Genomic DNA, 20,431 nt, shown 5'->3' on the forward strand with positions numbered 1-20,431 from the left:
CTGCAATCACAACGAAAACTAGCCCCCACATCCTTGAAGGATCACGAAACGGTTACACCACTCCACGGGACTTGACCCAGTTGGAAAGCATCCGCGCGAGAAAAGCGATGTAACTCGGCGAAACACCCCGCAAACCGATTTTCAGCGGTCCGTCAGATTTGAATGCATATTTTGCGGCCGTCCTTAGCGCTCCCGGAGAAGGCACAGGTTCGCTCATGGATGGAACTACCCAGCCAGCATTCGAACGTGACGCTCCCCCAGCAACACCACCGGCATCAATCAGGTGCACGACCGCGCCCTTACGAGCCAGCGCATAGGAACACGACAGACCCACCGCCCCCGAACCAACGACTATCACATCGCTCGAAACCATCAGCAGGCCCGGACCAGTTCTTTTGAAAACGTCATAGGGAACAGAATGGCCGTGCGACCACTGAATCGGAATGTGCAATGCGCCCAATCGCATGGAGCATCTAGTGCTAAACGCTCATCGCTCAAACTGTGATTTCCGCCATACGGTGTGATCCATAGGCTTACTTTTTTGGAAGGAACGGTCATGTGGAAACTTGATGCAGACTCGCTGGATGCACTCACACTCGGCGCAACTCTGCTTGGAACGGGCGGTGGAGGTGATCCTTTCATCGCCAAGCTGTCAGTCCTCCAAGCGATCAAAGACTTCGGACCCATAACGATCGCAACCCTCGACGAACTCGATGACGACGCGCAACTGACTACCGTTGCAGTAGTCGGAGCACCAACGGTCATCATTGAAAAGGTTCCCTCCGGTGCAGAATTTACCAATGCAGTTCGGGCACTTGCTTCATATATGGGCAAGGACATCGACGCCATCATGCCTGTCGAAGTAGGCGGCATGAATACACTCATTCCGTTGGCAGTCGCCGCCGAACTCGGTGTGCCCTGTGTTGATGCAGATGGAATGCGGCGGGCCTTTCCCCAGATCGAAATGACTGTGTTTACTCTCGCCGGCCGGCAAGCTTCTCCCATGAGCCTCGCCGACGAGAAGGGCAATAGGGTCGCGTTTGAGACGACCACGAACCAAGTGGGCGAACGCCTGGTTCGTGGTTCAGCGATGATGCTCGGCTTGGCCAATGCCCTCGCTGCCTATCCCATGACAGTTGCAGAGGCCAAGCATGCGGCCATCCGCGGCTCCTTAACGTACTGCAGCGAGGTCGGAACGCTCCTTACCGCTATCCAACGCAAGGAAGACGGGGCTTGGGACAAGTTCCTGTCCTTCACGGAAGGGCAAATAGTGTTCACCGGCAAGGTCATTGACCTAGACCGTCACACCACTACCGGCTTCGCCCGCGGAACAGTGACCATTGAGAGCTTCGCGAATCCGGAAAACACCATGCGCATAGAGATCCAAAATGAGCTCCTCTTGGCCATCGAGGACGGCCGCGCTGTCGTTACCCCGCCAGATCTCATTTGCATGCTCGACCACGAGACTGCGGAGCCGATCACTACCGAGGGCTTGGCATACGGCCAGCGAGTCACCGTTCTGGGGCTGCCTTGCGCGGAGGAATGGAAGCAAAACAATTGGCTGGAAGTCGTCGGTCCAGCAGCATTCGGCTATGACGTCGACTACGTGTCCCTGAAAGGTGCAGAGCAGTGAGCTACAAAATTGGAATCGACGTCGGTGGAACGAACACCGATGCCGTCGTCGTGGATGATGCAGGAAAAGTACTGGCATCCACAAAATCAGCCACCACGCCTGACCCTTTTGACGGCATTCGAGAGTCCTTGTCCAAGGTCATAGCGACCGTCGATAAGCGGCAGATTACACAGGCCATGCTGGGCACCACTCACCCCGCAAATGCGATCATCGAGCGACGTGGGCTAGAGCGAGTCGGTGTGCTTCGGTTGGCGGCTCCGGCGTCTCTGGGGATCCGGCCTGGGGCCGCGTGGCCATCAGACCTAATCGATAAGATTATTGGCCCGTCAGAAATTGTCCACGGCGGGAATGAGTTTGACGGCTCTGAAATCGCCCCGCTAGATGAAGATGCAATCCGCAGGTTTGCTGCCAGCTGTGCTGGAAACGTAGCTGCCATCTCAGTGGCCGGCGCCTTCGCCCCGGCTAACTTTGAACACGAAAAGCGTGCCGCCCAAATACTAGCCGAGGAACTCGGCTCAGACTTCCCGGTTTCCCTAAGCCATGAGGTCGGGGCTCTTGGTCTCCTCGAACGCGAAAATGCGACCATTCTCAATTCGTCACTGCTGGGGGTGGCCCGTCACGTAGTCCAGGGCTTCCACGCCGCGCTTCAGGACAACGGACTTGAAGTGGACTCATACCTGACGCAGAACGACGGAACTCTTATGTCGGATGAAGACGCTGTGCGTTTCCCCGTCCTGACACTCGGCTCTGGCCCAACCAACTCCATGCGGGGGGCTTGTTCTTTGTCCGATCTCGCAAATGCAATTGTCGTAGATGTCGGCGGAACTTCGGCAGACGTAGGCATCCTTGTGGACGGGTTCCCGCGTGAGTCCACAGCCGCGATAGAGGTTGGTGGTGTCCGGACTAACTTCCGGATGCCAGACTTGATCTCGATCGGGCTGGGAGGCGGCAGCGTCGTGCGATCTCACGCGGGAGGTGTGAGCGTCGGACCGGATTCCGTAGGCTATCGCGTCGTCAAGGAGTCACTGGTTAGTGGCGGGTCGACTCTGACGTTGTCTGACATTTCGGTCCGAGGTGGCCGGCTTAAGGGCTTCGGAGATCCGTCTCTCGCCCAGAACGTCGACGGATCGACTGTCGACGCGGCCCTGGCCTGGGTCGATGAGCAAATCAGGATCATGGCCGATCGCATGAAGGCGAGCCGGCACACCCTTCCCCTCATTGCAGTTGGCGGCGGATCTCATCTGGTGCCCGATTCCGTCCCCGGGGTTAGCGAAGTTGTCCGTCCTGAGAACTACGCTGTAGCCAATGCTTACGGCGCAGCCATCGCAGAGGCGTCGGGAACAATTGATCGGGTTTTCAGCTACGAAGGACGCGGCCGCGAAGCGTGCCTCGACGAGGCACGCAACCTCGCAGTGGACTCTGCCATCCGGTCAGGGGCTGACCCCAACAGGATCCGGATTACTTCACTATCGGAGGTGCCGCTTTCCTATGTACCGGGAAACGCTTGCCGCGTGCAGGTCAAAGCGGCGGGACCGTTGGTAAGCCCATGACGCTCGGACCAGACCAAGTTTGGCAGGCATACAATGACGCCGAAAATGCCAGGGACTTCCAGACCATGGCACAGTTGGTGGCACGGGATCTGGTGGTGACGGTCAACGGCGAGCCAGCAGTGTCTTCAGCTGAAGACGATGATCGGGCAATGCGCCATCTCATAGGCGCCTATCCGGACTATCGGCGGGATCTGGTTGAAGTACTCAGATCCGGGGACCGAGCGGTAGCCCGGTGGCGTATGTTGGGAACGCCCGTGAACGGGCCGCATCTCGACGTGCCGGGTTGCTCGATCGTGACGGTCGAGGAGGGGTGCATCACCGAGGCGCACCTCTACTACTACAGCGCGGCCCTAGACGCGGTGCTAAGCGCGGCCATTGGAGATATCTGATGACCGTTTCGGTGGCTGACTCTCATAATGATCTCCTGCTCGCCGTTCGCCATCTGAGAGAGCGCGGCCACCAGGACCCGTTCGGGGATTTTTGGTTGCCTCAGTTGAAGGCGGGCGGAGTTGATCTGCAAGTTCTTCCGGTGTGCACAGAAGAACAGTTCGTCGGGGAAGGTGCCCTGCGCCGATGCCTTCTGATGTTAGAAGAAGCTCGACATCTCGCAGACATCCACGCTGACGACGTGGTGATCGTCGAAAACAGTGCAGGGCTGGAAGCTGCCTCCTCCTCCGGTCGGATCGCCCTTATTCTCGCTATCGAAGGTGCCGAACCGATCGGGAACAGCCTGGAGATTCTGGACGTCCTAAGAAGATCCGGTGTGCGAATGTGCTCGCTTTCGTGGAATCGGCGCACGATGATGGCTGACGGCATCGCCGAACGGGACACCGGTGGACGGTTGACTCAACTGGGCGTTGACGCTGTTAGCAGAATGGAAGAGCTCGGCATCATCGTGGATGTTTCGCATCTTTCCGAGGCGGGGTTCTTTCACTTGGCAGAACTTGCAACCAGACCATTCATCGCATCGCATTCATCCTGTCGTTCGGTCACGGATCATCCTCGAAACCTCTCCGACGAACAATTACGACTCATCAGGGACAGCCACAGTTTTGTTGGGATCAATGCATTCGGGCCTTTCATAGCAGAAGGCGAACCATCACTGGATGCGTACATTGACCATGTCGAGCATGCCCTCAGTGTTGTGGGACCGGAATCCGTTGGGCTGGGTACGGATTTCATAGAGGATGTAGCAGAGGTCGTGGATCCCATTTTCACCGGTTTGCTCGTTAACTCCTCCGACATTCCAACAACTCAAGGGCTGCGGCGTCCTTCAGATTTCCAAGGCCTGGCGAGAGCAATGAGCAGGCGGATTGGGACAGAGAAGACGGCTGACGTGATGGGATCCAACCTTCGGACGTTCCTCACATCGCAACTCGGCTGAACGATACTTGAGAAGTGACGAACAGCGCGTGGAGCGGTGATTACGCCGTAACGGTACGCCAAATCCTGGCCTTGGCCGAAATGGCTGAGGCCAGGATACTCGGCGGGCTCGGGGGGCAAGACCGACTTGTCAATCAAGTACGGATTGCCCCCGAAGGCCGCCACCCTGAAGGGGATTTCGAGAACGCTGCAGTTCTGATGGACGGCCGCCGCTTAGCCGAGGATAACTACCTCGTAGATTTCGTCCTGAGGTGGATGGATGATTGCAAGGCGCCACTGCTGATTATCGTCTCGCCGCAAGGATACATAGGGCTGGCGACTCGGCGGTTGGCAAACAAGCTTTCGATTACTGTGATCGAGGTCCAAGCCACCGTTCTGCACCTCACTGATTCTATTCGCGAGGTAGTCGAAGCTCCCATTAGAGGCATAGCCCGCGGGATAGTCAACGCCGTCGAAGGGCTATCAAGGGTTTCCCCGCAAAATGGCGTACGAGGGTTCTTGAATGCACTTGATACCGCTCTTGAGAGCTCCTCAGCATTGTTGGGCCTCGAAGGCGAAACTGTATTTGGTGAGCTCTCAAAACCGTTCGTTGATGAGAAGGACCGTGTGGGTGCGGCGGTCTGGATACGGGGTGAGCAGAACACCCGCCTCATCCAGCCAATTGCGCTAGCACTAGGCGAGGCTCCCACCTTCTGGCTAGTTGTCGAATCACAGTCGCCCACGCCCGCATGGGAGCAGACCGCCACAACCGTCGTAAAGATTGCCAGCAGCCACATAGTAGCCCGGCTCGTGTCAGACCGTTTGGAGCGGGAACGAGACGCACGCTTCAGACTGGGAATGCTAAACGAGATTATTGCAGTCCAAGACAAGCCTTCGGCCTCAGTAATTCAGGATATTGGGACACTCGGATGGAAAACCGTCGGGTGGTGCACTGCCATACACATCCGGGTCGCCGGGGGTGACTCTCTTCGGGTGCTGTCACTCACAGACGAACTGTCGCGTCAATTCGCCGACGCCGGATTCAGCGGCCCATTGATTGAGAGATCGGACGGGTGGACGACCTGGACCGTATCTCACGCAGAGCCCCCTCCAACTTCCTATGGGGAGTCAGTTGTCCAAATAAGAATGGCCCTTCAGCGTTTTATTGAAGGACGATCCGGTCTACGGGTCTACGCAGGCATAGGTCACCCCTACACCGGTGTCGTTGGGCTCAAGAAGAGCCTTGCAGAGGGGCAGGAAGCAGCTACCATCGCGCAGGCAGGTGGTGGACGAACGGGCGTCCAGCATATAGACGAACTCGGTGTCGAGCGCATTCTCTTCGGCTGGTATACGTCGAACGAGTTCGGCGACTTCGCCCGGACGCTCCTGAAGCCGGTCACCCAGGTCGACAAGGATGAAGACCTTATGAGGACCCTCGAGGTCTACCTCGACAACGAGTCATCGCCGACGGTTACCGCCGGCGTTCTGGGCCTGCATCGCAACACGGTTGTCAACCGCATTTCCCGCCTGCGGCAGCTCCTATCAGTTGATCTTGATGATCCTGATCAAAGGCTGGCCGTGCAGTTGGCATGCCGGGTAGTTAATCTGAACAACACCTAACATCAGGGTCCCCGCAACCATACTTGGGCAAACCGTCACACCGCCGTGAATTCATTGGGCGATATGCACCTGTCAACCCCTGCGTTGTGATTCTACTCTCATAGCAACGGGGGAAATTGATTCCATCTCTGACAGGACTACTTATGAAAACGAGTACTCGACGCCGCGCCCTAGCTATCACGGCCGTCACCGCACTGTCTGGTATAGCGCTCCTCAGCGGATGCGCTGGCAGCCCATCGGCCAGCAGCAGTGAGGGCGAAACAGAAGTCGCCTATCTCTCATCCAGCTCAGCGAATACCTGGCTTTCAGCATCGGGAAAGGCCATGCAGGAGGAAGCCAAAAAGGCTGGTATCAAGATCACGGAGTTTGATGCCAAGTTCGAGCCGGGCAAGTCCGTGAAACAAATCCAGGATGTAGTCGCATCCAAAAAGTACAAGGGCATCATCATCGCCACAAGTGACGGGCCGGGAGCCATCCCAGCCCTGCAGAAGGCCATGGACGCAGGCATCAAGGTTGTCATTCTTAATCAGGTAGTGGGCGAGAAATTGGACACGGCCGACCCACAGGTTCCTGGATTCTCCGCATCCGTTTTGGCTCCCCCTAAGGGCACGGGTGAACGCCTTGGAAAGCTCGCGCTAAAAGCTTGTGACGGCCTAGAAGAATGCAAGGTCGTGTACATGTATGGGCTGAAGGGCACTCCCTTCGACACTGCGGTCCGGGACGGCTTTGATTCAACTATCACGGGCAACTCCAAGATCAAGGTTGTAGCAGACACTGAGGGCGGCTTCCTCGGCACTGCCGAGCCTCGAAAGGCTGTTCAAGACGTTCTGCAGTCCAATCCCAACTTCGACGTGTTCGTCGCAGCCGGCGACCAGCAGGTTCGTGGCGCCCAACTAGCGCTCGGCGACGCTGGGAAACCCGCCGTTAAAACAATCGGCGTCGGCGCTTCAGAACCTGCGCTGAAGGGCATTTCCGAGGGGACATGGTTTGGGGATGTCGCTGGCGTACCTGCCGACGAAGGACGTGCCGCACTCAATGCGATGGTGAAGGCCATCAAGGAGAACAAGGATTCTGGCGGAATCGACGTTGTCGATGACCTTCCCGACGGTGGCCTCATCACCAAGGAAAACGTCGCCAAGTTCACGGCGCAGTGGGCAGGCTGATCTGACATGCCCGCACCGCTGATTGCCTTCAGAGGAATCACAAAATCTTTCGAGGCAACTCGGGCGCTCGTTGGAGTTGACGTGGAAATCGAGCCCGGTTCTGTGCATGCGTTGGTGGGTGAAAACGGTGCGGGCAAGTCCACGCTTGGCAAGATTCTCGCCGGAGTTCACGCGTTCGATGCAGGAACGCTCGAACTGGACGGCGTTGCCGTCCAGTTCGACAGCCCCCGAGCGGCCATGAAGGCCGGTATCACCATCGTGGCACAGGAAATCGCGCTGGTCGGTCCCCGCACGGTAGTTGAGAACGTATATCTCGGTCTGGAAGACCGGCTGGGGCCGTTCGTTCGTGCCCGTTCCCTGAACGCAAGATTTGCTGAACTCGTGCGCAGCACAGGCATCGATGTCCCAGCAGATGCACTCGTAGACGAGCTTTCCATTGCCGATCAGCAAAAGGTTGAAATCCTCCGCGCTCTGGCGAGGAACTCCGACATCATAGTCATGGATGAGCCTACCGCTCGCTTGGCAACACACGAGGCGGCCAAGCTGGCCGACATAGTTCGTGACCTTCGGGCACAGGGAAAAACGATCGTCTACGTCTCACACTTCCTTGACGAGGTCCTCAGCATTGCCGACACAATTACCGTGCTGCGTGACGGAACCGTCGTTTCAACCGCTCCTGCGGCGACATACGACGCCGACTTGCTGGTAACTCAGATGGTTGGAAGGTCAGTTGATGCAGCATTCCCCGACGTTCGTGCCCGCACTCCAGGGACTTCACCAGTACTCAGCGTCGAGAAAATCGGGACCCCCGGAATGTTCGCCGACATCACTTTCGACGTCCACCCCGGCGAGATCGTAGTCATTACTGGGTTGGTCGGTTCGGGCCGCAGCGAGGTAGTGCGTGCTATTTACGGTGCCGAACCTCCATCCACTGGCTCTGCGCGCTTCAACGGGAAAAATATCCGGTACCGACACCCTAAAGAAGCGGTCGCAGACGGCATGTCCTTCATCCCTGAATCGCGGAAAACCGAGGGCCTTTTTCTAGGGTTCAGCATCGCAGACAACGTGGGACTACCGCATCTGCAGTCGCTCACCCAGCGAGGTCTCCTTCTCGCCAGGAGAGTGAACCAAAGGGTTTCCCAAGCTCTCGTGGAAGTCGGCGCCAAGCCCGCCTCACCAGAACTACCCGTTGGACTTCTTTCGGGTGGAAATCAACAGAAAGTGCTATTTGCACGCGCCCTGCTTGGTAAGACAAAGCTTCTCATAGCGGATGAGCCAACCCGTGGCGTGGACGTTGCAGCCAAACGGCAAATCTACGACCTCCTAGTCGAACACGCATCGCGCGGGTTGGGCATCCTTGTCGTGTCCTCGGAGATGGAAGAAGTCATCGGTCTGGCCCATCGGGTCATTGTGATGCGTAAGGGGCGCATTGCAGGGCAGCTCACTGACGCAGAAATCAGTGGAATCAACATAGCCCAACTCGCGTTCGGGCAATCCGAGTCCCGTAGCGGCTCAAACACGGAGGCAAACCAGTCATGACCATCATTGAAGTCAAGGAAGCGGAGCTGACGCGGACCAGGAGCAAGCTCCCCAAATCAGTCCTCTCAAGATACGGCATCGTTTGGGCCACTGTTGCGATGTTCTTGGTTCTAGCAGGTACAACACCAGGGTTCGTCAGCAGCGACAACCTATTGAACGTCTTGGACCAGCAATCGGTAGTTTTGATCGCAGCCGCACCTTTGACGCTGACCTTAATCGCTGGACACTTCGACATCAGTGTGTCCGGAGTTTTCATCACAGCCCCACTTGTCGGCATTCAACTTGAGAACGCGAGCGGTTCCCTCCCACTCGCTATTGCGGGTGGGCTTGCTGCCGGAATTGTCTTCGGGCTTTTCAATGCGTTCCTCGTTGCCAAGATCCGAATCAACTCATTCATCAGTACACTGGCTTCCTCATACATCATCTTGGGCATCGGCTACATCGTGAGCGATAGATCGATTCTCTCTCCCCAAGATGACGAATTCCGGGAATTCGCGACGACTAAGGTTCTGGGGGTCACCACTGCAATCTGGATGGCCGTAGCAGTCGTCGTCATCTTCTGGGTTCTGCTGAGCAGCACCCGATACGGCCGGTACGTGTACGCAACTGGTGCCAACTCCGAAGCTGCCAAACTATCCGGCATACGAACAGGCAGGATAGTGACCTCAACCTTCGTCTTGACGGGGGCTGCTGCAGCTCTTGCCGGCTTGATCAATTCCTCCCAAAGCCTGAGCGCACAACCATCAGACGACTTCAGCTTTGTCTTTTCTGCCTTAGCCGCAGTCGTCGTAGGAGGTACATCCATTGCAGGCGGGTCAGGTGCCATCTGGAGAACACTCACAGGAACCCTCTTTATCGCAATAATGAATAACGGCTTCAACCTAAACCAGATAGACCCGGTCTATCAGCGAATCATCCTGGGCCTCGTCATTCTGGTGGCAGTTGGCATCGATGCTTTTAGCCGCTCCCGACGCCACACGTAGTACCTGACACAGTCCCATGACAACAACCAGTCATTCAACTGAGCGCACACAGGTTGTGTGCCCTCGCGTGAAATAGTGAAGGAAGAACGAATGTCACGAAGAATACTGTGGATCAACCCCGTCATGACCGACGCCTTCGACGATCCCATCGGAGCATCGCTAAGGTCCGAGGCCCGCACGGACACCATCCTCGATATCGCTTCCCTTCCAGGGGAGGGCCCGGTCCATTTGGAGTACAGCGCCTACGAAATGGCGGTCGCCGTTCCTACCCTGCAGACAGTGCTGTGGGCGGAACAAGAAGGATACGATGCTGCCGTGATCGGTTGCTTTTACGATCCATTCATCCGCGCGGCGAAAGAGCTCACCACCAACATGGCCGTCACTGCACCTGCCGAAGCCTGTATCAGGATTTCCCAATCGCTGGGTGAGCGTTTCTCGATTCTCGTCGGCCGCGAGAAGTGGATCCCCGAGATGCATGAAAACATCAGGAAATACGGAGCCGAGGACAACCTCGCATCCTTCCGTTCTCTAAACATGGGCGTTGTCGAATTCCAAGTCGATCCCCACATAACGGAGGCGCGAATCAGGCAGGAAGCTGAAATGGCCGTCGAAAGGGACCGTGCTGACGTGGTCATCCTAGGATGCACCATTGAGTTTGGGTTCTACCGCAACCTCCAGGAACATCTGGGTGTACCCGTCGTGGACGCCACCGTAGCGCCACTGCGCTACGCCGAAATGCTGGCAGACATAGGGGCCGGACAGAACTGGTATCACTCTCCACGACTTGGTTATGGGACCCCCGATACCGACGAACGAGCCAGCCTCCTGGCACCCCGCAAACCCAAACTGACACCAGCGCCGGCCAATGCGAGCACCACCGTCTGAGCACCCGCTCAACCCCAACCACCGGCCTCCGCTTCTCGAAGCTCGGGGGTCGGTGGTTGGTAGGCCCAAGCACTTTCCATCCCATGTATGGCGACCCCAAACTATCGTGCAGCAGACATACGGGTGCTTAGACTGACAACCCTCGATGGCTTGTGTAGACCGACTGAAACTGGTTCTCTCGCTTGTTCGACGGAGGGATTTCCTTCATCGAGTTCGTTCCAGCTGCTGTCCCTGTGCGTACTTAGCCTTCGACGGCCTCGGCGGGGTCATTTTCGAGCGCGGCGGTGATTGCGGCTGGGGAGGGCAGCGTTTCTCTTTCGTCGGCAGGGAGCGCTTCGTACGTGTACGACGTGACCGTGAGCGGCTGGGCCGATCCATCGAGCGCGTACCGGACGGTGCGTTCGTTCCGAGAGCCGCAGACAAGGATGCCAACAGTGGGTGCCTGCCGCGGAAGGCGCAGCATGTCATTGACCGCTGCGACGTAGAAGTTCAGCTGCCCAAGATGCTCAGGCTTGAATTTTCCTGCCTTAAGTTCGACCACAACGTATCGGTCTGAAGGTACGTGATACAGCAGGAGGTCGATGAAGAAGTCGTCTCCATCCACGTCGAGGTGATACTGCCGACCGACGAAAGCGAAGCCTGGGCCAAACTCGGCCAGCGTTTGAGCCATCCGGAGGGTCATGGCTTCTTCAATGGCGTGTTCCTGGGCTTCTTCGGTAAGGCCCAGGAAGTCCAATACCAGAGGGTCCTTGGCCACGGCCCGTGCCAGATCGGTTCCTTCGCCCGGGAGGCGCGCTTCCAGGTTGTTCGGTGCTGCTCCGGTGCGGGTGTGCAGGCCCGTGAGGATCTGGTGTTCAAGGGCGGCGACCGACCAGCCGTTCTGGACAGCTCTGGAGGCGTACCAGCGGCGTAGTTCGTGGTCGCTGAGTTTGTTCAGGAGCGTGACGTTGTGGCTCCAGCTCAATTGTCCAGACGGTGTCTGGACAATTGGTTCCGGGCCACTCCACGCGGCCGCGAACGCGCGCATGGTGTAGACGTTTGTCCGTGAAAATCCCCTCATGTGCGGAAACTCCGCCCTCAGGTCACGTGCCAGCCTGTCCAGGACCTTACTGCCCCAAGATTCGTTCGCTTGCCGTTCCAAGATCGTCCGTCCGATCTTCCAGTACAGTTCGATCATCGCGCTGTTGACCACGCGCTGAGCCCTGAGTTGAGCCTCCCGCACCAGCCCCTTGAGGGTAGAGAGTGCGGCTGCGTAATCTTCGGGGAGGTCGGGCTCGAGGTGGGTCATGAATCAACCCTAATGGCCACCACTGACGCTTACATTTCAATTGTCCAGACAGCGTCTGGACAATTGCCTTCCGGTCGTTGGGCCCGTCAAATGTGCCATAAGTTGTGGCACCTTCACCTTGTTGTTCTCAGTCCTTGGCGTCCGCGCTGCGGTTACAGGTTTCGAACGTCGGGGAACCAGCCCGGCGGAGCTTTCTTGGGTTCCAGGTGTTCGGGGTCGCGGTGTTCTTTCATGTCGCAGTTGTAGAAGGGTCCCTGGGGGTCCAGTAGGACGCGCATGTGGTGGTCTGCGTGGTCCTTCCACCAGACACTCATGCCGGTCGCTGGATCCAGACGCAGGTGCTCCCATGAACGCCACAGAGCCGCCACACGTGAGACGGCCTCGGGATGGAAATACCACTCGATGCACCACTTCGCGGACTTTCCCGTGACGCTGCGAACGTACGTGGGCAGCAGCTGCTCATGCAGGAATTCTTCGGCCGAGCCGTAGACGAGCGCTGGTTCTTTCTCTGCACTCTGGTCAGCTTGAGTTGGGGCTGGTGTGTCTGTGTCGTAGAGGTCAAAGTCATTCGCCATGAGTGCAGACCTACCCTCCCTACTTCGTGACCCAGGGATTGGCTACCGGTGCAGCTGGAAGCGGGACGGCGGGTTCTTCTGGTCGTGGGCTGTACTTCTTTATGGATGCCTCCACCGTTTCCTTGTGGCGTCCGGTGTACCAGGGCATCGTGCGGACGAGCGTGGCCGGTGCGCCGGAGGCGAGGACGACCGCGCGGCCGCGGTCCAGTTCGGCGAGGTTGGAAACGTCGAAGATGCGTTCCTTGCCCTCCTGTCGGGAGCGGCTGGAACCGGACTTGCCTGATGAGGTGGAGACGTTGATGTAGCTGTAGTCTCCGATCAGGTCCGAGAGAGCGCGGAGGAATCCTTCTTCTGCCACGCCGCCGCCGTAGACCTTCACGTTCGCCGCTGACCAGATTTTCCGCATGTTCGCTTCTCCCCACAGCTCGACCCCTTGTGACCAGGACTGCAAGACCCCCATGACAATCAGGCCCTTGGAGCCGTAGTGGCTGAACTGGTCCGGCAGGGATGCCCAGCGGACGACGTTAGCCAGCTCATCGAGCGCAAACAGGGCAGGCTTCGGGAGCCGGCCGCCGCTGCGCTCGGCACGCTCTTCCATGGCCTCTGCGATGGCTACTGTCAGGGCTGTGGTGAGCGGGGCGGCGGAGCCAGCACCTTCTTTGGAGAGGATGTAGATCGTCTCCTGAGACGCAGCGAAAGCATGCGGGTTGAACTGCCGGCGGGCATCCGTGGCCACCGTCGCCCCACCGGTCGGCGCGACCCACCGCAGCGTGTTCCTGCTCTTGAGGCATTGGATCATTTTTTCGGCCGTACCGAAGATACCGTCTCGCTGCTTATCAGCGAGTTCGAGCGTGGATTCAAGGCCCTTGTACTGCAGCTCGTAATCGTGCTGTTTCAGGATGTTGATCGGTTCCCGGTTTACCTGTTCGGTGACCCAGATATAGACCTGCGTGATAGGCAGCTCTCCGAGCGCGGCGGCGAGGAAGTACGAGGACAGAATGTCTTCGGCCTTGGGATCGAAGTAGGCGTCGGGCTTGGATCCGGGCACGCGGGAGCCGACCGAGAAGTGCTGGGTGAGTTTGTAGGCCTTCTCTTCGTCGGTGACATAGGAGAGCGGGTTCCACCACCAGTCCGGTTCTTCCTGGGCGATCTTCTGCGGATCGAACACCCACACCGGGGCGACGGCCTCGCGGACGCCTCGGGTGCCGTCCACGACGTCGCGCTTGTTCGATGTTGAGACCACGGCGCCGGGTGCGTCCAGGATGGCGGGTATGACACGTGAGGTGGACTTACCGGTTCGGGGTCCCCAGATGTCGAGGGACAGGTCTTCCCAGGACTGGATGAACTTCTGCCCGGTGGAGACGACTTTGCCGACCACGATGCCGGGTGTGTCCGTGACACCCAGACGCTCGGCGGTCGCTTTCGCTCCCTTTTCCGAGAACGCGGCCAGCGCCTTACCGCGACCCAGGTATCGGGCGGCCTTGTCGACACGGGCGCGCTTGGACGCACCCTTCCGCCAGGCAACGAGAACAACAATGGTCAGGGCCAGCAGCACCCCGGCCATGAGGCAGGCGACGACGGTGGCTTCGGTAGGCCATGGCACACGGCCTTTGGCGAGGCCGGCGATCAGATCGATGGGGTGGGCTGGTGGTGCGGCGATGCCTGCCATCCATGATCCGAGGTGCAGGGCGGCGTAGGTTCCGCCGCCGAAGACGACGATGAAGCCGATGGCCAGCCAGACCAGCAGGGCATCACCGAGGCCCATTCCTTTGCGGTTTGGTGCACTCACTGTGTGCCTCCTTCACTGGGCAGAATGGGGGCTGCCGTCTCCAGCAGGGTTTCCGGAGCTGCATGCCATTTGCCGTCGGTGTCGTTGACGCCTTCGGGACCCTTCTCCAGGGACGTGAGTCCGACTTGGACGGGGATCCCGGGACGACCGCCGACCTTGATGAGGAACTTTCCCCGTCCCGGGGGTTCGACGTCGACGCCGCGTGAGTCCCACGCGGGCGGGTCCTGCCAGCCGATGAGCTTCTGCTGCTCCTGCCGGGATAGCGGAATGGCCGAGGTCAGCAGCGGCATCTCAGAGGCAGGGAGGCCGCCGCAGATGACCATGCCGGAGCGTTCGACGAAGCCGCGGGCTTTCATCCGGTCCTCTTCTGCCGGCAGGGCCAGCAGGTCGGACATGGTGTGGGAAATCATGATCTGCCCGACACCTACGGAGCGGTTCAGCCGGGTCAGAGCGTCCACTCGGTCGACCATGCCCTTGCCGGCACGAAGCGCCCGCCACAGCTCGTCCAGGACCACGACGTAGTTCCGTCGGGGTTCCAGACCGGCGTCCGCGAGAGCGTTGGCAACGTTGACCGTGCCAAAACCGTAGGACCAGCAGGCAAGCAGGATGGCGGCCTGCAGGTCTGTTTCGGTCTCGTCAATGCTGGAGACGTCGAAGACCACGGCACGGTCTCGCTTCATTGGCTGGCTGGTCTGGCGGGAGAAGATTTCCCCCAGCTTCCCGCCACCGGTCAACCCGAGCAGGGTTGCCTCAAGTGCCCGTGTTTCCTGCAGGTAGATGTTCATGTCGCCACGGTCCAGGGCGACCTGTCGCAGCTCGTCAGGAGCGGAGACAATCACCTCCAAAAGGTCCTTCAGTACCGGGATACCGTCAAAGCGGTCATCGAGGACCCGCAGTGCGCGGTCCAGGATCGTTTGTTCCTGGTCGGTGGGCGGGTTGCTGCGGCTGATCGTGATCAGTGAAACGACCATGGTCAGGCGGCGGCCGTGTGCGTCGGCACGGACGCGTGCTGCGTCTTCAGGGTGGCCGTTGTCTTCAAGGAGCTGGGCGGCTTCAACAGCCTGGCCCGGGTCGAGGATGTTCAGGTACCCGACACCGCGACCGAGCCGGATGACCTGCCCGCCGAGGGCCCGGACGGCTTTGACGTGCTCGCCCTTGAGATCACCGAGGATCAGAGGGTGAACACCTTGTGCGGATAGCCCGATGAACATCCGACGCACCACGGTGGACTTCCCCAACCCGGGCTTGCCCAGGATGAAGGCCGAGGGGTTGGAAATCAGCCGTGCGCGCTGGAACCAGCTGATCGGGTCGCAGCAGACCGTGGCCTGTGTTTCTTCGTGGCGCCCCAGCGGGACGCCGATCATGGGTGAGGACGCTCCGGAGGAGAACGGCCATAGTCCGCAGACCTGAACCGTCGTTCCCCGGTACTGCTTCACGGTAGGGACGAGCTGGGCCATGCCCCCGCCACGACCCGGCCAGCCACGGGCACCAGGACCGGTAGGGCGGGGCTGCTTTTCAGCCTTCTTCGGCGTGGCCTTGGCCTGAGTAGTGCTGTGCTTTGAGGAACGGGTGAAGAGTTTCGGGAGGGCCATTACAGTGCATCCTTAATCTCGGACGGGACCATGCTGTGCTCGGGCAGCACCAGGCCCAGAGGCAGGGACGCGGCAAACACCGTGTCTTGTGACCCGTAAGCGGGACGCAGCAACAGCCTGGCGCTACCGGAACTCTGTTCCACAGCAGCCACAGCGTCGGGAAGGCGTTCCCGGTCGGTCACGGTGGCCGTGACGACCACGCCGAAGTTCACCAACCCGGCACCTTGGGCTTCTTCCTGCGCGGTCTGTTGCGCTGACCGGGCATCCACCAAGGCACGGGCTGATGGCCGGTTTCCGGAAGTGATACGGACGTTGGCGTTGTTCTGATCCTGCTCAACCACGGCAGCGGCGCGGGCCGAATCCATCGGACGGTACAGCACCGAGACACGTTTGCGGTCAACGTCCCCGTGCGGGGCCAGCAACCGGGCCAGGACCGAAGAATTCACCGATCCACGCGGGGCACCGGTCATGGTCCAAGAGACTGAGAAGGCGCTGTCGTGCCGGTAGTTCTCCCAGTTGGACTGGTGCGCGGTAGGGCCAACCTCGCCCCAGGTCAGCGAGACAGGGGAACCGGCCGCATGGGCTTCATCAATGATCAGCGCTGCGGGAGGATCGTAGGCGATCCTTACGACCTCGCAGAGCTCCTGCGCTGTCGTCGGACGGGCGATGCCGGCGCCGGTGGACTGCAGCCGTGCCGAAAGGCCAGGGATCCGGGAGGCCAGGTCACGGGCGACTTCTTCCGGCGTCCGCTTCTTCGCACCTGTTCGGATCGCGGCGTTGAAGGTCAACGACACCCAGGCGCGGACCGTGGCCGATCCTTCCGGGTAGGTGGCCACAACCTCGTTGAGCATTTCCTGGGCGAACGCGGGTGCTTCCGGGTCGATGTTCATCAGTACTTCGTTGCGCAGCCGGTACCCCGAGTCCGGGGCGGTCTCGATCGTGACAGCTGCGGCGTCCAGCCCGGCCTCGTCGGCCAGTCCGGCGAGCCAGCCGCCCCAGTTAGCGACCCACGCATCGACTTGCTCAGGGTCAACCAGGGAGGCCCCGTCAGGTTCGGTGGAGAAGATCACGGTGAAGTGGTTCGTGGTGGGCACGTGCAGCAGTGCGAACGGGCGCTTATAGGAATCAGTGAACTCGTACAGAGTCGACTTCGCGGCCAACCCGGGGAGCTGGTACATGCCCCACGGCGTTACGCCGAGCGGACCCGAACGGTAGAGATTCGTCCCCGAGGAACGGGAGATCTTGAAAGCCAAACGAGTGCCGGCACGGTCAACAACGGACTGGCCATGCTTGTCCTTGACTGTCAGCAACAGCAAGCTGAGACCGGCAAAGGCAAGAACGCCCAGGCCGACGAACAGGCCCCAAATAGCGAAGCTGATAATGCCCGCCAACAACCCGCCAAAGAAGATGACTGTACTGAGCGCGCTGAGGTTGGCCAGCCCGGCTGAGCGCGGTACGCGCCAGTTGCCGTAGGACGGTTCTTTGTATTCGGTGTTAATTGCTGCCACTGGGGCCCTCCCCGGTTGAATCCTGCGCGGTCTTTTCGATTGCCTGTGACGTCGCGGACGCCACCTTTGCTCCTGTAGCTACAGCCACACCAGCCGGGCCAGCTGCCGCTGCTCCCCCACTGGCTGCGGCCGTCCCTGCACTGGCACCAGTTGCCGCTCCTGCGGATCCAGCGGTTCCTGCCGTGCCTGCCTTGGCTGCTCCAGCAGTTCCAGCAGCTCCGCCCGGTCCCGTAGCACCCGGGGTAGGTTGCCCTCCCCCTCCTCGTGGGCCGGATGTTCCATCGCTGCCCTTGGGCGAGCTGCCGGTTTGCGTGCTCTGGGTGTTCGATGTGCTTGTTGACGATGAAGGGGTTGGGGACGCGTTGCCCCTGCCACTGCCCCCGCGTCCAAGGGAGACGGCCCCTGTGGCAATGGCACCGACGGCTGCTCCCGCACCGGCACCTCCGCCGGAGGCTACGGCCCCGACCATGGGAGTAACGAATCGCATCAAAGCAGGCAGCGCGAACAACGCCACGACCATCAACGTGAAACCAGTGATGGAGCCGATCAAGGCGTCCTGGCCCTTGCCGCCCATGAGCAGGAATGCGACGGAGTAGACGATGGCTGCGGCTGGTTTGTAGAGGATGAAAGCGATGGTCCAGCCCACTGCTTTCTGGAACCACTGCCTTCCCATCTCCGTATTCGTGAACGCGGCTGTGGTCGGAAGAATGCCCGCCAGAATCACCAACATGCCACTGCGAACGACCATCAGCACGATCTGCACGAGAGACGCGAGCAGGCCGATGAGACCCAGAACGATCAGGATGAAAACCCCGACACCTGTCTGATTCGTCAAGATCAACAGCTGCATCGACTCGGCAAAGCCCTTGCCGTCCGTGGAACGGTTGATGATCGCGGCAGAAAAGGCATCCGCCGCGATCACCAGGATCGAAATCACTCCTAGGCCCAGGCCGGATACCAAGGTGAGCGTGACCAAGGAACGGAGCAGGTCCTTTAGGGGTGCTCCGCGCTGCTCCCAAATCAGCCTGATACCGCCGAGGATGACGGCCAGGACTGCCAGAGCCAACGTCCATGGCATCAACTCGCTGTTGACCATTGAAACAACAGGACTGGCTGTAGAGCCATCTTGGCTGGTCAGGTTCACCGTTGGAGTTGAAACCCAGAAGGTGGACAGAGTTGTGACCATCTGGCTCATGCCCTCAAGGATGGCTTTGGCCATGTTGCCCATGGCGTCATCAGTGAGACCGGAGATCCAATCTCCAACCGGGTTCCATACCGGCCTCATGCGCCGCTCCAAGGGATGAATCCTGAAAGATCGCGGATCTGGCGCGGTTCTTCCAGGGGTGCACCGTTGTCAGCGACGACGCCCTTCCAGTCCCCGTCCTGCCAGAGAAGGGTTGTACGGACGGATGCAAGAGCGCCGGTGTCAGCTTTGAAAGCGAGCTCTACCACCGCTTGGTTCGCTGTGTATGAAACGTTGAACCCCGCAATCTGAACCTTTACGTTTGTCGGCGGCGCGGCCGTTTGCGAAGCCTTCATGCCTGCGTCTCGGCCAGGACCTTTAGCTGCGAGCTGGTAAGCAATGGCACGTTCTTTTGAGGGATCGCTGCCAAGGGCCCAGAGGTTCACTGCGGCGTATAGCGCCCCTTGCGGAGAGTGGGCGAAGCAAGACCTTATGCCTTGGTCATCGGTCTTGCCCGGGCCGACTTTGGGATCTGTCGGGGCCGCCATAGTTCCAACGAGTTCCCACTTGCTCGCCGGAGCCTTCCCCAATGCCGTTTCGGCGGACGCTGGCAGTCCGCAGACACTCTTGCCGGACACGGCGGATGCGCTGGGTTCAGCTGTGGCGGCACTGCTGGATTCTGCCGGGGCTGGTTGGGCGTTTCCTTGTCCTTTGGGGAGCAAGAAGATGACGACGGCTGCTGCGATCAGCGCGACCACCAGCGCGGCAGCAATGATGAAACCGGGTTTGGTGAACGGATTGCTTTCGGTGGTGCTCTCTGTTGACTGGCTCAAGGTGAACCTCCCGTTGTTGGTGCTGGCTTAGACGAAGGCGCGGACGATGCCTGCGGCACCGGTGATGATGATGCAGCCGAGCAGGACCCAGCCAAGCTTGGCCAGGGACTGGCCGCCTTCGCCGCGCTGGAGCTGGATGACCATGGTGATTCCGACGATGATGACGCCGAGAACACCTAGGACGAGGCCGATACCGGAGGCCCAGTTCAGGACGGTGAGCAGTCCGCCGGCTTCTGCGGGTACGACCGGCGTGGGGTTCGGGATGGTGCTGGTGGTTATTGCGGTGATCGAGTTCATGATGAGTGACCTTTCAGTGGTTGGTGCTTGGGTTGGTTTCGGTAACCAGGGCGGTTACGTCGGTGATGAAGCGTTGGTATTCGCGGGCCGTTGGTGTGGTGGTGGAGTCTCCGTGCCGCCATGCCTCGACCCAGGGAAGGGTCCAGAGACGGGGCGCTCCCCCGCCGACGATGGCCGCGAAGTCGCGGAGCGCTTTGGGTGTCTTTCCAGGTGCGTCCGCGAGGACGGCGAGACCGAGCAGCTCCACAGCAGGTGCGGCTCCTGATGCCCATTGAGTAAGGGCGCTTTGAGCTGTGGTGAGGCCGCGCATGTCGGCGCGGCAGACCAGCAGCACGCGGGGCTTGCTGCCGTTCTGCAGGACAGGCCAGCAGTGCCCGGCGGGGCGTGCACCGTTGAATAGGTCCGCTGTGCGGCTCTCACCGGCTCCGCCATGGCTGCCGACGACCCAAAGGGCGGCGGTGCCGGTGATGGTGCGGTTTGCCAGACGATCTGCGGTGTCGGGTTCGACCATGCCCTTGAGCGGTGTGCTGATCACGGCAGCCGGCGGGATGTGCACGTCAGGTGTTTCTTCTTCGATGCGCTCGGCCGGGCTGGTGACCCAGGGGTTCAGGGACAGTTGCATGGTTCCTCC

Annotated in this window: 19 protein-coding genes; 9 read left to right on the forward strand and 10 right to left on the reverse strand. The window is 59.8% G+C overall.

What is annotated here, in order from left to right; translation table 11 throughout:
• Positions 1 to 52: 52 nt before the first annotated feature.
• On the reverse strand, positions 53 to 466 hold the full coding sequence (locus HMI59_RS26180) for an FAD-dependent oxidoreductase (protein ID WP_370583606.1): 414 nt from the start codon (positions 464 to 466) through the stop codon (positions 53 to 55).
• A 90-nt stretch (positions 467 to 556) separates the two neighbouring features.
• Here HMI59_RS26180 and HMI59_RS25005 point away from each other — a divergent pair, with 90 nt between their 5' ends.
• The 9 genes from HMI59_RS25005 (at position 557) to HMI59_RS25045 (ending at position 10,735) form a co-directional block, all read left to right on the forward strand.
• Positions 557 to 1,633 carry a DUF917 domain-containing protein gene (locus HMI59_RS25005; protein ID WP_193594564.1) on the forward strand — a complete coding sequence of 359 codons (1,077 nt, stop codon included), beginning with the start codon at positions 557 to 559 and terminating at the stop codon, positions 1,631 to 1,633.
• Positions 1,630 to 3,183 carry a hydantoinase/oxoprolinase N-terminal domain-containing protein gene (locus HMI59_RS25010; RefSeq protein WP_193594565.1) on the forward strand — a complete coding sequence of 518 codons (1,554 nt, stop codon included), beginning with the start codon at positions 1,630 to 1,632 and terminating at the stop codon, positions 3,181 to 3,183. The genes HMI59_RS25005 and HMI59_RS25010 overlap by 4 nt, the downstream gene beginning before the upstream one ends.
• The gene (locus tag HMI59_RS25015; protein WP_193594566.1) at positions 3,180 to 3,572 is read left to right on the forward strand and encodes a nuclear transport factor 2 family protein; all 393 of its coding nucleotides are present in this window, start codon (positions 3,180 to 3,182) and stop codon (positions 3,570 to 3,572) included. Before HMI59_RS25010 ends, HMI59_RS25015 begins: the two co-directional genes overlap by 4 nt.
• Positions 3,572 to 4,567 carry a dipeptidase gene (locus HMI59_RS25020; protein ID WP_193594567.1) on the forward strand — a complete coding sequence of 332 codons (996 nt, stop codon included), beginning with the start codon at positions 3,572 to 3,574 and terminating at the stop codon, positions 4,565 to 4,567. The genes HMI59_RS25015 and HMI59_RS25020 overlap by 1 nt, the downstream gene beginning before the upstream one ends.
• Before the next feature lie 14 nt (positions 4,568 to 4,581).
• Positions 4,582 to 6,165 carry a CdaR family transcriptional regulator gene (locus HMI59_RS25025; protein ID WP_193594568.1) on the forward strand — a complete coding sequence of 528 codons (1,584 nt, stop codon included), beginning with the start codon at positions 4,582 to 4,584 and terminating at the stop codon, positions 6,163 to 6,165.
• Between the two features lie 143 nt (positions 6,166 to 6,308).
• A complete protein-coding gene (locus HMI59_RS25030) occupies positions 6,309 to 7,328 on the forward strand; it encodes a sugar ABC transporter substrate-binding protein (RefSeq protein ID WP_193594569.1) in 1,020 nt (339 codons plus the stop codon).
• Positions 7,329 to 7,334: 6 nt separating this feature from the next.
• On the forward strand, positions 7,335 to 8,867 hold the full coding sequence (locus HMI59_RS25035) for a sugar ABC transporter ATP-binding protein (protein ID WP_193594570.1): 1,533 nt from the start codon (positions 7,335 to 7,337) through the stop codon (positions 8,865 to 8,867).
• A complete protein-coding gene (locus tag HMI59_RS25040) occupies positions 8,864 to 9,850 on the forward strand; it encodes an ABC transporter permease (RefSeq protein WP_193594571.1) in 987 nt (328 codons plus the stop codon). Before HMI59_RS25035 ends, HMI59_RS25040 begins: the two co-directional genes overlap by 4 nt.
• 90 nt (positions 9,851 to 9,940) lie before the next feature.
• Positions 9,941 to 10,735, forward strand: a complete 795-nt coding sequence (locus tag HMI59_RS25045; RefSeq protein WP_227471751.1) for an aspartate/glutamate racemase family protein — start codon at positions 9,941 to 9,943, stop codon at positions 10,733 to 10,735.
• Positions 10,736 to 10,976: 241 nt separating this feature from the next.
• Here the strand turns inward: HMI59_RS25045 and HMI59_RS25050 are convergent, their stop codons facing one another.
• The 9 genes from HMI59_RS25050 to HMI59_RS25090 form a co-directional block, all read right to left on the reverse strand.
• The gene (locus HMI59_RS25050; protein ID WP_193594572.1) at positions 10,977 to 12,023 is read right to left on the reverse strand and encodes a YhcG family protein; all 1,047 of its coding nucleotides are present in this window, start codon (positions 12,021 to 12,023) and stop codon (positions 10,977 to 10,979) included.
• Between the two features lie 152 nt (positions 12,024 to 12,175).
• Complete coding sequence (locus HMI59_RS25055; protein ID WP_193594573.1) at positions 12,176 to 12,598, reverse strand: DUF4913 domain-containing protein; 423 nt, start codon at positions 12,596 to 12,598, stop codon at positions 12,176 to 12,178.
• Positions 12,599 to 12,617: 19 nt separating this feature from the next.
• On the reverse strand, positions 12,618 to 14,387 hold the full coding sequence (locus HMI59_RS25060) for a type IV secretory system conjugative DNA transfer family protein (protein WP_193594574.1): 1,770 nt from the start codon (positions 14,385 to 14,387) through the stop codon (positions 12,618 to 12,620).
• Positions 14,384 to 15,979 carry an ATP-binding protein gene (locus HMI59_RS25065; protein WP_227471752.1) on the reverse strand — a complete coding sequence of 532 codons (1,596 nt, stop codon included), beginning with the start codon at positions 15,977 to 15,979 and terminating at the stop codon, positions 14,384 to 14,386. The genes HMI59_RS25060 and HMI59_RS25065 overlap by 4 nt, the downstream gene beginning before the upstream one ends.
• Positions 15,979 to 17,487, reverse strand: coding sequence for an SCO6880 family protein (locus HMI59_RS25070; RefSeq protein WP_193594575.1), 1,509 nt, complete (start codon positions 17,485 to 17,487; stop codon positions 15,979 to 15,981). The genes HMI59_RS25065 and HMI59_RS25070 overlap by 1 nt, the downstream gene beginning before the upstream one ends.
• Entirely contained in the window at positions 17,474 to 18,772 is a 1,299-nt protein-coding gene (locus HMI59_RS25075) for a hypothetical protein (RefSeq protein WP_193594576.1), read from the reverse strand. The genes HMI59_RS25070 and HMI59_RS25075 overlap by 14 nt, the downstream gene beginning before the upstream one ends.
• Positions 18,769 to 19,503: a hypothetical protein gene (locus tag HMI59_RS25080; RefSeq protein WP_193594577.1), complete on the reverse strand. Its 735-nt coding sequence runs from the start codon at positions 19,501 to 19,503 to the stop codon at positions 18,769 to 18,771. Before HMI59_RS25080 ends, HMI59_RS25075 begins: the two co-directional genes overlap by 4 nt.
• A gap of 27 nt (positions 19,504 to 19,530) precedes the next feature.
• Positions 19,531 to 19,800 (reverse strand): hypothetical protein, encoded by a 270-nt coding sequence (locus HMI59_RS25085; protein WP_011777317.1) that lies wholly within the window; start codon positions 19,798 to 19,800, stop codon positions 19,531 to 19,533.
• A 13-nt stretch (positions 19,801 to 19,813) separates the two neighbouring features.
• Positions 19,814 to 20,422 carry a DUF6668 family protein gene (locus HMI59_RS25090; RefSeq protein ID WP_193594578.1) on the reverse strand — a complete coding sequence of 203 codons (609 nt, stop codon included), beginning with the start codon at positions 20,420 to 20,422 and terminating at the stop codon, positions 19,814 to 19,816.
• Positions 20,423 to 20,431: the final 9 nt, after the last annotated feature.

The organism is Paenarthrobacter sp. YJN-5 (assembly GCF_015040095.1).
GTDB classification, from domain to species: domain Bacteria; phylum Actinomycetota; class Actinomycetes; order Actinomycetales; family Micrococcaceae; genus Arthrobacter; species Arthrobacter ureafaciens.